General features: G+C 62.2%; 12 protein-coding genes. 8 read left to right on the forward strand and 4 right to left on the reverse strand.

Annotated features, from left to right (window positions below; all coding sequences use genetic code 11):
- Positions 1 to 4: 4 nt before the first annotated feature.
- Positions 5 to 790 carry a Zn-ribbon-containing protein gene (locus tag HB860_RS14285; RefSeq protein ID WP_247627070.1) on the forward strand — a complete coding sequence of 262 codons (786 nt, stop codon included), beginning with the start codon at positions 5 to 7 and terminating at the stop codon, positions 788 to 790.
- Positions 791 to 880: 90 nt separating this feature from the next.
- Here the strand turns inward: HB860_RS14285 and syd are convergent, their stop codons facing one another.
- Complete coding sequence (gene syd, locus HB860_RS14290) at positions 881 to 1,429, reverse strand: SecY-interacting protein (protein ID WP_202046948.1); 549 nt, start codon at positions 1,427 to 1,429, stop codon at positions 881 to 883.
- Positions 1,430 to 1,534: 105 nt separating this feature from the next.
- Here syd and queF point away from each other — a divergent pair, with 105 nt between their 5' ends.
- The 7 genes from queF (at position 1,535) to HB860_RS14325 (ending at position 10,618) form a co-directional block, all read left to right on the forward strand.
- Complete coding sequence (gene queF / locus HB860_RS14295; RefSeq protein WP_247627071.1) at positions 1,535 to 2,383, forward strand: NADPH-dependent 7-cyano-7-deazaguanine reductase QueF; 849 nt, start codon at positions 1,535 to 1,537, stop codon at positions 2,381 to 2,383.
- Positions 2,384 to 2,497: 114 nt separating this feature from the next.
- A complete protein-coding gene (locus HB860_RS14300; protein WP_247627072.1) occupies positions 2,498 to 4,768 on the forward strand; it encodes a hypothetical protein in 2,271 nt (756 codons plus the stop codon).
- Between the two features lie 85 nt (positions 4,769 to 4,853).
- A complete protein-coding gene (locus HB860_RS14305; protein ID WP_247627073.1) occupies positions 4,854 to 6,449 on the forward strand; it encodes a GGDEF domain-containing protein in 1,596 nt (531 codons plus the stop codon).
- A 158-nt stretch (positions 6,450 to 6,607) separates the two neighbouring features.
- A complete protein-coding gene (gene ppnN / locus HB860_RS14310) occupies positions 6,608 to 7,963 on the forward strand; it encodes a nucleotide 5'-monophosphate nucleosidase PpnN (RefSeq protein ID WP_025327937.1) in 1,356 nt (451 codons plus the stop codon).
- Positions 7,964 to 8,095: 132 nt separating this feature from the next.
- Positions 8,096 to 8,905: a flap endonuclease Xni gene (gene xni, locus HB860_RS14315; protein ID WP_247627074.1), complete on the forward strand. Its 810-nt coding sequence runs from the start codon at positions 8,096 to 8,098 to the stop codon at positions 8,903 to 8,905.
- A gap of 142 nt (positions 8,906 to 9,047) precedes the next feature.
- Positions 9,048 to 10,055 carry an isocitrate dehydrogenase gene (locus HB860_RS14320; RefSeq protein WP_025327939.1) on the forward strand — a complete coding sequence of 336 codons (1,008 nt, stop codon included), beginning with the start codon at positions 9,048 to 9,050 and terminating at the stop codon, positions 10,053 to 10,055.
- Between the two features lie 119 nt (positions 10,056 to 10,174).
- Complete coding sequence (locus HB860_RS14325; protein WP_247627075.1) at positions 10,175 to 10,618, forward strand: hypothetical protein; 444 nt, start codon at positions 10,175 to 10,177, stop codon at positions 10,616 to 10,618.
- Between the two features lie 82 nt (positions 10,619 to 10,700).
- On the opposite strand, the gene rlmM is transcribed toward HB860_RS14325, so the two are convergent.
- Genes rlmM through HB860_RS14340 form a run of 3 tightly spaced genes read right to left on the reverse strand, consistent with a single transcriptional unit; the run spans position 10,701 to position 12,847 of the window.
- Positions 10,701 to 11,795, reverse strand: coding sequence for a 23S rRNA (cytidine(2498)-2'-O)-methyltransferase RlmM (rlmM, locus tag HB860_RS14330; protein WP_247627076.1), 1,095 nt, complete (start codon positions 11,793 to 11,795; stop codon positions 10,701 to 10,703).
- A complete protein-coding gene (locus tag HB860_RS14335; protein WP_043130931.1) occupies positions 11,788 to 12,174 on the reverse strand; it encodes a DUF423 domain-containing protein in 387 nt (128 codons plus the stop codon). The genes rlmM and HB860_RS14335 overlap by 8 nt, the downstream gene beginning before the upstream one ends.
- 34 nt (positions 12,175 to 12,208) lie before the next feature.
- Positions 12,209 to 12,847 (reverse strand): alpha/beta family hydrolase, encoded by a 639-nt coding sequence (locus HB860_RS14340; protein WP_432612681.1) that lies wholly within the window; start codon positions 12,845 to 12,847, stop codon positions 12,209 to 12,211.
- Positions 12,848 to 12,850: the final 3 nt, after the last annotated feature.

The following is a 12,850-nucleotide window of genomic DNA, read 5'->3' on the forward strand; positions in this document are numbered from 1 at the left end:
CCCCATGTATATCCTCGAACTCAATTTTGAATGCTACCGTGACACCTCCCTCGGCGAGGCCGAACCGGCCATCGTCAACTACCTCGACATGCTGCGCTACCAGGGGCAGATCCTGGGGCGGGAGTTTCCCACCAGCATGCAGGAGGGTTGCTTCGTCAGCCGGGTGGTCTGCCCGGAGCGGGACAGCCTGCACCCGGACAACCAGAGCGAGCAGGTCGCGCTGGCCGAACAGGGCCTACACCAGGCGGGGCTACTGGCCCCCAAGCCCCAGCTGCTCGGCATGGATCTGCTCTCCGACAGCACGGATCCTTGCGGTGAGCAGGGTGAGCGGCCGAGCTGGATGCTGCTCTACACCAGCTTTGTGCACACTTGCTCTCCCTTGCGCTGCGGCGATCATTTCGCCCCCATTCCGCTCTACCGCCTGCCCGCCATCGCCAACGGCGACCACAAGCAGATCATCAAGTGGCAGGAGGATTGGGAGGCCTGCGATCAACTGCAGATGAACGGCTCCATCGCCGAGCACGCCGTGCTGCACGAAATCGGCGAGGTGGGCAGCCGCCTGCAGCGCCGGGGCAGCGATCTGGCCAGACGGCTGGAGGGGCTCTGCGGGATCCCGACCTACTACTACCTCTACAGGGTCGGCGGCCTGAGCAAGGCGGCGGAGTTGGCTCGCCCCTGCCCGGGCTGTGGCAACGACTGGGCACTGGCAGCGCCATTGCACGAGATCTTCGACTTCAAGTGCGATCCCTGCCGGCTGGTCTCCAACCTCTCCTGGGACTTCAAGGACTAGCTCCGCCTGCGCCGTTCCCCCCATGAAAGAAGGGCCTTGCCAGATGGCAAGGCCCTTCTCTTTAATACGGGGCGAGCGAAAACGGGTCGCTTACTGCGGCAAGGTTTCCAGCCGTGCGAGGAAGGCCGGCAGGGAGGGAGCCAGCACCAGACGGCGACCGGAATCCAGCCACTCCAGCCACACCTGGCCACTCTCGTTGTCGAGCGACACCAGCGTCATCTCGTTGCGGGTGGTGGCGATGAAGAGCGACGGCGTGCGTTTGAGTTTGCGCAGCATCAGCAGGTGGCCGATGAGGTTCTCCTTGAGCAGATCCAGATCAGCCTCGTTCCATGGCAGTATGAGTTCGATGCGCAGCCCCTTGTAGGAGCAGGGGAGCGGGCGGCTGAACCAGTGGCCAAACAGGGCAAGGGCGCTCGGGTGCAGGGTCAGCTCGAGGGCATCGGCCATGGCCGCAAAGTCGGCGGGCACAGGACGCCGGTGGGGACGCCAGGCCACCCGCCCCTCTCTGGGCTCATCCAGCTCGCAAGGGGAGCGCCAGTCGGCCTCCCACTCGCACAGAGGCAGCCCCCGCCTCGCCTCGCCATCGCGCTGCCAGCGTAAAAAGAACTGCTCCAGGGCAGACAGGACTTGATCCGACATCGATATTCCCCACAATAGCGGCCTCTGATCGCCGCAAGAACCTGACCGAAAAATCCGGGCATTGCACCATCAAACCCTTTATCAGACAAGCGTGAGCAAACAAGCATGAGCAAACAAGAGAGATACGCAGGCGCCAGCGCGTTGCAGGGCCTGAGCCTGGGGCAGCAGTCTGCCTACATCAGCCAGTACACCCCGTCCCTGCTGCAACCCGTGCCACGCAGTCTGAATCGCGACGATCTCGGCCTTGGCGAGACGCTGCCCTTCCAGGGTTGCGACGTCTGGACCCTGTACGAACTCTCCTGGCTCAATGCCAAGGGCAAGCCCGTGGTTGCGCTCGGCGAAGTGGCCGTGCCCGCCACCAGCCCTAACCTCATCGAATCCAAGTCGTTCAAGCTCTACCTCAACTCCTTCAACCAGACCCGCTGCGACTCCCTGGCGGCGGTGCAGGCACTGCTGGCCAAAGATCTGAGCGCCTGTGCCGGGGCAGGGGTGAGCGTCACCCTGTTCCCCCTCGATCAGGCCCCCCACCAGATAGCGCTGCTGCCGGGTGAGTGCATCGACGAGCAGGACATCGAGATCGACAGCTACGAGTTTGACCAGACCCTGCTGCAAGGGGCCGCAGAGGCGGACATAGTGGAAGAGACACTGCACAGCCATCTGCTCAAGTCCAACTGCCTGGTCACCAGCCAGCCGGACTGGGGATCCCTGGTGATCCACTATCGCGGCCCGCGCCTCAATCGGGAGAAGCTGCTGCGCTATCTCATCTCCTTCCGCCAGCACAACGAGTTCCACGAGCAGTGCATAGAGCGCATCTTCATCGATCTCAAGCACTTCTGCGCCCCGCAGCAGCTGACCGTCTATGCCCGCTATACCCGCCGCGGGGGCCTGGACATCAACCCCTTCCGCAGTGACTGGGAGCCGGTGCCCGCCAACCTGCGCCTCATCCGCCAGTAAAGCCGGCGCCACAAGCCGGGGGATCAGGCCCATCACCCATGTCAGCAATGAACTCTGGACGGGCGGGGGTGGGCTTGGATAACATGCCTGCACCTCCGTGCCGTTCTTAATCCAATGAATCAACTGTTTTTTCTGGCAATGATGATGTCCTCCCTGTCGGCTCCGGATCTGGATCTGGCCAAGGAGCAGTTGTCTATCGATCTGCAGCAGGCACAGACCCTGGTGCTGACCGATCCCGCCAGATGTGTCCAGATTGCCACCTCCTTCCTCGAACGCACGGCCAATAACCCCAAGCAAATCATCAGCAATCGCCAGGAATACGGCTATCGTGAGCCGATCCTGAGCTATGGCACAGCGACCCAGACCACGGGGGCCTACCTGCTCCAGGGCGAGTGCCTGCAACAGCTGGGACAGAGCCAGCCGGCCCAGGACGCCTTCGACAAGGGCATCGCCATGGCCGAGAAGGAGCAGCAATTCGAGCTGCAGGCCCATGGCCTCTATCTCAAGATCCGCAGCCGGGAGATGCAGGAGCATGCCCCTGGCGCCAGCACGATGGCGCTCGAACAGCTGGACAAGCTGCTGACCAACCCCGGCCTCAAAGAGAGTCAGCTGCAGGTCTACAGCCGCCTGCTGCACGTCAACGCCAGCATGGCGGGGCGGCAGTTCGATCTGGCCAAGCGCCAGCTGACCGAGGCGCGTCAATGGGCAGAGCAGGCCAAGAACCCCCTGGCCAGGGCCTGGGTCAGCGCCGTGGGAGGGGATCTCTATCAGGCGCTCGGGCAGCCCCAGCTCGCCCTCGGGGAGTACATAGACGCCCAGCAGCAGGCCAGGAATCTGCAGGATCCCCTCTTCCTCGGCCTGCTGTCGAACCAGATGATCAGCCTCTATCAGGCGGAGCAGGAGCCGCAAAAAGCGCTGCAATATGCCAACGAGGCGGCCAACTACTTCCATGCCCTCGGCAACCCCTCCCTGCTGAGCGACGCCCTGATCGTGCTCGCCCGGCTCAACCGGGATCAGGGAGAGATGAACATGGCGCTGGTCTACTTCTTCAACGCCCTGGATCTGCTGGACGAGAGCAAGAACCGCACCCGCATCGCCCACCTCAAGTTCGAGATAGGCAAGACCTATCTGCAGACCGGCAACCTGACCCTGGCCCGCAACTACCTCAATGCGGCGCGCCAGTCCCACGAGCTGGGGGACGACAAGGAGTCGCTGATCGATACCCTGTTGCTGTTGGGGGAGCTGCACCTCAAGCAGCAGGAGGCGGGCATTGCCATCCTGCAGCTGGAGAATGCCCTGACCCTGGCCAACCGGATTGGCGACATCCGCCGCCAGTTTGAAATCTTCCGCCTGCTCGCCATCGCCTACGAGCAGAAGGGCTACCTCCAGCAGGCCCTCGAGAGCTACAAGAACTATCACCAGCGCAGCGAGCTGGTCCGCCAGCAGCAGCTCGATCTGGAGCAGGAGGCGGTCCGCGACAACTACGCCCAGGTGGAGCGCGCCCAGCAGGTCAAGGAGCTGGAGCAGCGCCTCGACCAGAGCCAGCATCAGCAGGAGCGCTATCTCTGGACCAGCGTCAGCACTGGCCTGCTGCTGGTCCTGTTCATCTACCTCTTCTTCACCCTCTGGCTCAAGCTGCGGGTCGCCCGCCTCAATGCCAGACAGCTGGGGGAGGCCCTGCTCATCGAGCCGCGCAGCGGCCTGGCCAACTGGCAGCGACTGATGAGCCGCTGGCCGCGCGAGATGGCCAAGCGCCAGCAAAAATCCGATCGCTGGTACCTGAGCGAGCGCCCCACCAGCGAGTTTGACGACAAGCTCCACTACCTGCTGTTCCGGGTGCCCTTCCTGGTCAACAGCCTGGAGCAGCATGGATATCAGGTCAGCCGCGAGATTGAGCAGGCCTTCGGCCACTACATCAATCAGCTGACCCCCCAGGATGGCCGCATCTACGATCTGCGCGAGGGACACCTGCTCTATGTGGTGCCCCAACGCCACGTGGCCCAGCTGCACCAGCTGGCACAGGAGCTGCTGGACACCCTGGCCGCCTTCCCCTGCGAATACCCGCTGGACAGGCACATCAGCCTCGGCATCGTCAGCCATCCCTTCCTGCCCAAGGCGGCCATGGCCCTCGATCATCACGGCCTGTTCGACCTCTGTTATCTGGCGCTCTCGGGGGCCATGCAACTCAGTGAAAAATACCAGCAGAGCGTCTGGCTGGAGCTGGCAGCCATCGATTGCCAACAGGCCGCATTTTTTAATGGCGATGTGTGGCAATGCTGCTTGATGGCAATTGACAAGGGACTGGTAAAAGTAAATTCTTCTCATGAAAAGCAATGGGTTAATTGGCTTTTGCTTTCACGGACGAAAGTGCCGGATAACCCATAACAAAAAGGTACTCAACGGGGTCTTTCATTGGCTTACTGTTGCTGGACGACACAAAAACGATAATGACAACAGGGCGACCTGAACAATGAATGACATCGCTGCCGTAACAGGACAACTGGCAAGACTCAGGGAATCCCTTCAGCAAAAACAGCAGGAGCTCGATGGCATGGCCACGTTCTCCGATGCCGAACGCACCCGCAGCATCCAGTTCATCGGCAAGCTGATGCAGGCCTGCCGTGGTCACGATCGTGAACTGGACAGCCGGCTCGCCAAGCTCAAGCAGAAGCTCGATGGCAACCCTCCCCTCTCCTCGCTCGACGCCGATCTCGCCGTCATCGAGAAGCTGTTGCAGCAACATGGCCACGCCATGGAGGAGTCCATCAGTCTGACCCGGGCCGCCATCGAACTGGGCAGCAAGCAGCTCAAGTCCTTGAAGGGCTTTCCGGAAGATACCCGTCGCTCCCTCAAGGAGTTTCTCGCGAGCCCCGAGGGCTATGGCATAGGCGATCACCAGAGGAAGGTGATCCGCTTGCTGGAGTTCTACCAGCAGGCCATCAAGATCCAGCTGCTGCCACGCCAGCCCCTGCTCGCCCCCGAGATGGCCACCGAGCTCTCCAATCCGGTGCCCACTGACTCCTTCGATATCAAGGCCCACGCCCAGATCTCCGATGAGCTGCAGCGGCTCATCACAGAGCTCGACTTTGCCGGCGCCGTAGGGGAGAGCCTGGCGGACATCCGTCGCCAGCTGCTGGGGGGGATCACCCCGCCCCTGCTGGCGGAGATCTGCCTGCAGATCATCGAGCTCATCATAGAGGGGACCCGGGAGGAGCGTAAATCCTCCCAGGCCTTCCTCAGCTCCCTCAACGAGAGCCTCTCGGCGGTGCACTTCAACTTCACCGAGTCCCTGGACGAGGGGCGGGCACTGCAAAATGCCGCCCACCTCAGCGGCCAGGCGCTGGAGCGGGAGCTCGCGGCCATCGATCGCACCATGGCGACCCACAACTCCCCGCTGTCCCTCAAGGGAGCCATCTCCAGCCATCTGGACACCATACGCCGCCTGCAGCAGGAGCGGGAGGCCATGGCCAGCCGCGAGCGTCACCTGCTCACCCACCTCTCCAACATGGAAGCCAAGCTGCGACTGATGAAGGATGAGACGGCCGAGTACAAGAAGCGGCTCACCATCCAGAAGCACAAGCTGTTCCTCGACAGCCTGACCCAGGTGCACAACCGGGCGGCCCTCGACGAGCGGCTCGAGCTCGAGTACAAGCGCTGGCTGCGGTACGGCACCCCGCTGTGTCTGGCCATCATCGACATAGACCACTTCAAGAACATCAACGACAACTACGGCCACATGGCCGGGGACAAGGCCTTGAAGGTGGTCGCCAAGGCCCTGCAGAACGCCTTGCGCGACACCGACTTCATCGCCCGCTTCGGTGGGGAGGAGTTCGTGGTATTGCTGCCGAACATCAATCCGGACAAGTTCCAGAAACCCCTGGAGAACCTGCGCCAGACGGTCAAGAGCATTCCGTTCAGGTTCAGAGACGCCAGGGTCGAGATCACCATCTCCATCGGCGCCACCCTGTTCCGCGAAGGGGACCACACCACGGACGCATTCGAGCGCGCCGACAAGGCACTCTACAGTTCCAAGAATCTGGGCCGGGATCAGGTCAATCTGGCCTGAACCCGGGTTGAACTGCGGCTAAAAAACAGGCAAACGCACCGTCCCCCTATTCCCCTGCCCCACCCCTTGCCTCTACTATCGAACTCGAGGGATGCCATGGCATCCCGTTTTCTCCCCAGGGAAAGCACAACGATAACAAGCGAGTGAAAGGGGAAATTATGATTACACACATCAATCCCGTGGGCAGCATGGACCTGCTGTCCCAACTTGAGGTGGATCGCCTCAAGCAGACCGCCTCCAGCGATATCTATCAACTGTTTCGCAACTGCTCGCTGGCGGTGCTCAACTCCGGCAGCCACACCGACAGCTCCAAAGAGATACTGGAGCGCTTCAAGTCCTTCGACATTCATGTGATCCGGCGCGAGCGCGGGGTCAAACTCGAACTGTTCAATGCCCCCGAGCACGCCTTCGTCGATGGCGAGATCATCCGCGGCATCCAGGAGCACCTGTTCTCCGTGCTGCGCGACATCCTCTATGTCTCGACCCAGCTGGAGTCCAATCGCCTGGTCAACCTCACCAGCTCCACCCACATCTCCAACGTGGTGTTCGCCATACTGCGCAACGCCAAGGCGATCCTGCCGGGGGCGGATCCCAACCTGGTGGTCTGCTGGGGGGGTCACTCCATCAACGAGGTGGAGTACCAGTACACCCGCGCCGTGGGCAACGAGCTGGGCCTGCGGGAGCTCAACATCTGCACCGGCTGCGGCCCGGGTGCCATGGAGGGCCCCATGAAGGGGGCCGCCGTCGGCCACGCCAAGCAGCGGGTGCGCAACGGCCGCTATATCGGCCTCACCGAGCCCTCCATCATCGCCGCCGAGCCGCCGAACCCCATCGTCAACGAGCTGGTGATACTGCCGGACATCGAGAAGCGGCTGGAGGCCTTCGTGCGCCTGGGCCACGGCATCATCATCTTCCCGGGCGGGGTCGGCACCGCCGAGGAGCTGCTCTATCTGCTCGGCATCATGATGCACCCGGCCAACGAGCGGCAGCCCATGCCCATCATACTGACCGGTCCGAAGGAGAGCGCCGACTACTTCCGCGCCATCGACGACTTCGTCAAGGCTACCCTGGGTGAGCCGGCCACCAGCCTCTACCGCATCATCGTCGGGGATGCCCCGGAAGTGGCGCGGGTGATGAAGGAGGCGATGCCGAAGATCCGCGAATACCGCAAATCCGTGGGGGATGCCTACTCCTTCAACTGGTCCCTGCGCATAGAGCCGGAGTTCCAGCTGCCGTTCGAGCCGGATCACGCCAGCATGGCGAGCCTGGATCTGCACCGCAACCAGCCGCCCCAGCTGCTGGCGGCGAACCTGAGGCGCGCCTTCTCCGGCATAGTGGCGGGCAACGTCAAGGAAGGGGGCATTCGCGCCATCGAGAAGAAGGGCCCCTTCAAGCTGCACGGCGACAAGGAGCTGATGCACCTGATGGACAGGCTGCTGGAAAGCTTCGTCAGGCAGCAGCGGATGAAGCTGCCTGGCAGCCAGTACATTCCCTGCTACGAAATCGTGAAATAAGGGCGCTGCGCCCGTGATGACAGGAGGGGCCCCAGGCCCCTCCTCCACTTCCCGGCCCTGGCGTCCGGGGTTAGCATGACGCCCATCCCTTGTTACAATGGGCCGTCCCGACCGCCAAGAGTGCTCCCTGCCATGCAACACCTCAGGCCACACCTGCTCATCATCGATGCCCTCAACCTCATCCGCCGCCTGCACGCGGTGCAGGCCCAGCAGGCGCTGACCCCGGCCCAGGCCCTGCTCGCCACCCGCGCCAACCTCATCAACACCTGCAAGAAACTGCTGGCAGGCAGCGAGCCGACCCACGTCATCGCCGTGTTTGACGGCGAGGTGCACAGCTGGCGCAAGGAGATCTATCCGGCCTACAAGGAGGGGCGCACCCCCATGCCACAGGAGCTGAGGGAGGGGCTGGCCGACTTGCAGGACGCCTTCTGGGAGTGCGGTGTGGATGCCCTGCTCTCCCAGACCGACGAGGCAGACGATCTTATCGCCACGTTAGCCAGTGGAATTGCCCAGCACGGGGCCAGGGCCACCATCATCTCCACCGACAAGGGCTTCTGTCAGCTCATCTGCCCGCAGATCCGGGTGCGGGACTACTTCAACAAGCGCTGGCTGGATGAGGCCTTCGTCCGGCAGCAATATGGCGTCGCCCCGGCGCAGCTGGTGGACTTCTGGGCCCTGACCGGCATCGGCGGCTCCAACATCAAGGGAGTGCCGGGCATAGGGCCAAAGACGGCGACCCAGCTGTTGCAGCAATATGGCGATCTGGCCGCCATGCTGGATGCCTGCTTGCAAGAAGACGCGGGCAAGCCTCTGCTCAAGCTGCGCCAGCACAAGGAGGAGGCCCTGCTGGCCCAGCGGCTGGTGCGGCTGCAGCGGGACATCCCCCTCGGTTTCAACCTGAGGGAGATCCGCTACCCGCCCGAGCCCGACTCGGGGGCGTGATCCCCGGCACACAATTCCCCGAAACAGGCCGTACCTGTTGACATAAATGGGAAAAATGTAAAGAAACATGGAGGAAGTGGTGCAAAAATGGTATAAAACCGCCGAATCCTCCCCCTCTGTTCCCTAGAAGTGGATACGTCTCATGTCAAAAAGAAAAATTACCGTCATTCCGGGCGACGGCATAGGCCCCAGCATCATCGAATCCGCCATCCAGATCCTGACCCACGCCGGCTGTGATTTTGACTATGACTACGCCGATGCCGGCCTGGTCGCGCTGGAGAAGCACGGCGAGCTGCTGCCCCAGTCCACCCTCGATTTGATTGAGAAGAACAAGGTCAGCCTCAAGGGCCCCCTCACCACGCCGGTCGGCGGCGGCTTCACCTCCATCAACGTCTCCCTGCGCAAGAAGTTCAACCTCTACGCCAACGTGCGCCCGGTGATCTCCTTCAAGGGCACCAGGAGCCGTTACGACAACATCGACATCATCACGGTGCGTGAAAACACCGAGGGCATGTACTCGGGCGCCGGCCAGAAGCGCAGCGATGACAACCAGAGCGCCGAGGCGATGAGCATCATCACCCGCGACGGTGCCGAACGCATCGTCACCTTCGCCTTCGAGCTGGCGCGCCAGGAAGGGCGCAAGAAGGTCACCATCATCCACAAGGCCAACATCCTGAAGTCCACCTCAGGCCTGTTCCTGGAAGTGGCGCGCGAGGTGGCTGCCCGCTATCCGGATATCCAGAACGAAGAGATGATCGTCGACGCCGCCTGCATGAATCTGGTGATGTACCCGGAGCGGTTCGATGTCATGGTCACCACCAACCTGTTCGGCGACATCCTCTCGGATCTCTGCGCCGGTCTGGTGGGGGGCCTAGGCATGGCTCCAGGTGCCAACATAGGTGAGGGAGCCGCCATCTTCGAGGCGGTGCACGGTTCGGCGCCGGACATCGCTGGCAAGAACATCGCCAACCCGACCTCGGTGATCCTCGCCTCCATCCAGATGCTGGAGTACCTGGGCATGCAGGACAAGGCCGAACGCATCCGCGAGGCAGTGCGGGCGACCATCGAGTCCGGCGATCGGGTGACCCGGGATCTGGGGGGCACGGCCTCCACCAGCGAATTCACCCAGGCCATCATAGACCGTCTATAAATCATATCTAACTGATTGATTTAAAAAGGGAGCTTCGGCTCCCTTCGTTTTATACCGGATCCCCCTATCTCCCTTGTCAGATGAATACTATGTTCATATGAAGGATAAGGAGATCCATCATGCGTGCTACTTTGATCTTGCTGATCTTCAGCAGCAGTACCATGGCATTAGACAGGCCCATCGACAACGCCTGGTTGACACCACCTCCTCAGTACGATCCGCCGGCCAAGCAGACCTGGCAGTCCACCATAGACACCAACGACCTGCTCAAGAGCCCCAAGCCGCTCTCCCTCGGCGTGGACATCATGACCGACAGCAACGGCACCCAGCGGGTCACGCCCTACCAGAAACTCAATCTGACGGCCGAAAAGAGCGTGAGCCTCTCCTTCGAAAAGCACAAACCCAGGATCAAGTTCAACGCCGGTGGCCTCAATACCTCGGTCAAGCTCCGGGGGGACGGCGTCAAGATGCAGTTCAACCCCACCGACAAGACCATTCCGCTCCAGATCGAGATCAAGATCACCGATGACGAGTCCATGATGCGCGTCGACTACCGCTTCTGATGGCACCAGAAAACAAAAAACCGGACGGGGTCAGCCGTCCGGTTTTTATTTGGCGTCATACCAGATGACGCGGGTGCCCTGCTCAGGACTTGGGTTCGAGCTTGGAGACCCAGAACTTGTTGTAGACGTGCACGGTGATCTCTTCCCGATCGTGGTAGAGCTGCTTGGCCTGGATCACGAACGCATTGTCGATCTCCTTGAGCATCTCCCGCAGCACCTCTATGTTGTGCACCGCCTCGGCATAGCGCTTCTTCATCGGCAGCTTGAGGTTGAACATGGCCTCCTGGCAGTCGTTCTCGCGGAACCAGTCGGCGATCATGTGAACCACCCGCGCCGGCTTGTCCACCATGTCGCACACCAGCCAGTAGGTGTTCTTCTTGCCTGGCCGCCAGACGAAGCCGTCGTCGCGAATGTGCTTGACCTGACCGGTATCCATCAGGGACTGGGCCATGGAGCCGTTATCCACTGCAGTCACCATCATGCCACGGCGCACCAGCTGATAGGTCCAGCCGCCCGGGCAGGCACCCAGATCGACGGCCTTCATGCCGGAGGTGAGGCGCAGATCCCACTCTTCCCGCGGCACGAACACATAGAAGGCCTCTTCCAGCTTGAGGCTGGAGCGGCTCGGGGCGTCCGGCGGGCAGCGCAGGCGCGGAATGCCCATGTGGAATTCGGAGTTGTTGAAGGAGTAGGAGTACCCCAGCAACAGGTGATCATTGGCCATGAAGAAGGCGTGGAACACCGGACGGTGCGGCGTCTCCTTCTTGGTCAGGATCTCGTTGCCACGCAGCGCCTGGCGCAGCGGCACCGTGAACTTGCGGCAGAAGGCAGAGAGCTCCTTCGCCTCGTTGGTGTCGGCCGTCTCCACCCGCAGATCGCCGCAGATGGCATAGTCACGGGTCGCCTCTATGATGGGGGAAACCCGATCGGAGAGGTCCAGATCCTTCAGCTCATGGGTCACCACCAGCATCTGGCGGATGAAGATGAGCTCACGGAACGGCAGCTTGCGGGCCAGCAGATCAGCCTGCTCCTCGTCATACAGCTCGAAAATCACGTAACCGCTGTCGTCCTTGACCCGGGCGAAGCCGTAGCACTGCATGTTGCTGGCTCGTTCGGTGATCTCTGCCGCCGCCTCTTTCTCAAAACCCGGGCGGCAATAAAGCAGCAGATTATTCATTTTTTCCTCCAAGACGACAGCCGGCCCATATCAGAGCCGCCCATCCCAACATAAAACAGAGGCCACCGGCCGGGGTGATGAGCCCCAGCCCCTTGCTGCCAAGCAGCACCATGGCGTAAATACTGCCGGAGAATCCCAGGATCCCCAGCACAAAGGCCGTGCCCGCAAAGGTAATCACCTTGCTGCGCACGCCGCACCACCCCAACACCAGCAGGGCCAGGGCGTGAAAAAACTGATACTGCACCGCGGTGTTGAACGCCGCCAGCAGTGAAGGGGCTATGCCGGTCGCCGCCAGCCCGTGAGCCCCATAGGCTCCCAGCATGGTGGCCGTCAGGCCGAAACAACCCGCCAGCACCAGCCAATGTCGATGGACTTGCATCCTCTCTCCTCGTTCTCTGCGCGCGGCCATCCCTTCAGACGCACCGGGACGGGGTCACCGCGATAAACCCCTTGATCCGCTCCGCAGCCTGTCGCAGGTTCTCCTGCTCGCTCACGCCGCTGGCCTTCCTCGGCTTGAAGCCATGATCCCCATCGGTCAGCCAGTGGACCGATACGGCGGGGGAGAAGGGGAAATCGGCCAGCTCGGCGCGAGAGCCAAAGGTGTCGCGCTCCCCCTGCAGCAGCAGGGTCGGCGTCGTGATCTGCTTGAGCACCTCACCCCGCCAGCGGTCGGGGCTGGCCGGGGGGTGGAAAGGATACCCGAGAATGAGCAATCCTGCAGCATTCATCTCGTCGCCCCCTTCGTGATAGAGCTCGGCCGCCATCCGCCCCCCCATGGACTTGCCCGCCAGAAACAACCTGGGGTGGGCAAACGCACGCACCATCTCGCGCCAGTGGGCGAGCAGCACGGGCTGCCGGTCCGGCGGCCTGCGCTTGCCGTCCAGGGCCCGCTTGCTCATGTAGGGAAAGTTGAAGCGCACCACCTCGATATCCGGCCCCGCCAGCAGTCGCGACAGCTCGGCGAGAAAGGCATGATCCATGCCGGCGCCGGCGCCGTGGGCCAGCAGAATGCGAACGGGGGCGTCGCTCGCCCCCTCTCTTGTCACATCCATCCC

It is taken from the genome of Aeromonas genomosp. paramedia, assembly GCF_023093515.1.
GTDB lineage: Bacteria > Pseudomonadota > Gammaproteobacteria > Enterobacterales > Aeromonadaceae > Aeromonas.